Annotated in this window: 1 protein-coding gene; it reads right to left on the bottom strand. The window is 70.3% G+C overall.

What is annotated here, in order from left to right:
* Nucleotides 1-240, bottom strand: a 240-nt coding sequence (locus tag BN358_RS23940) for an FAD-dependent oxidoreductase (RefSeq protein ID WP_157593486.1), incomplete at its 3' end; no start/stop codon positions are given.
* Nucleotides 241-293 lie beyond the last annotated feature (53 nt).

Below are 293 nucleotides of genomic sequence, written 5' to 3'. Positions count from 1 at the left end.
ACGTGACTGACGCGGTGAGAAGCTGAGCCCGTACCCGGACGCCTCCTGGCGGCCGGCGGCGAGGAGTTCGGACGGCGGGAGTCCGTCGTGGCCGAGGTAGCCCTGCATGTGGGCGGCTCGCGCGTTGCGCGGATGGCCGGCGTCGACGACCAGGACCGATCGCAGGGCGCGGGCGAGGACGAGGGCAGCGGACAGTCCGGCGGCTCCCCCACCGACGATCAGGACGTCGTACGAGTTCATGGGCCCAAGGGTGTTCCCCTGTGGCGATCGTGCCAACGGTTGTTGCTGTTTCC

The organism is Sedimentibacter sp. B4 (genome assembly GCF_000309315.1).
GTDB lineage: Bacteria > Bacillota > Clostridia > Tissierellales > Sedimentibacteraceae > Sedimentibacter > Sedimentibacter saalensis.
The sequence above is the reverse complement of the archived record's forward strand: the minus strand, read 5'-3'. Positions and strand labels throughout refer to the sequence as shown.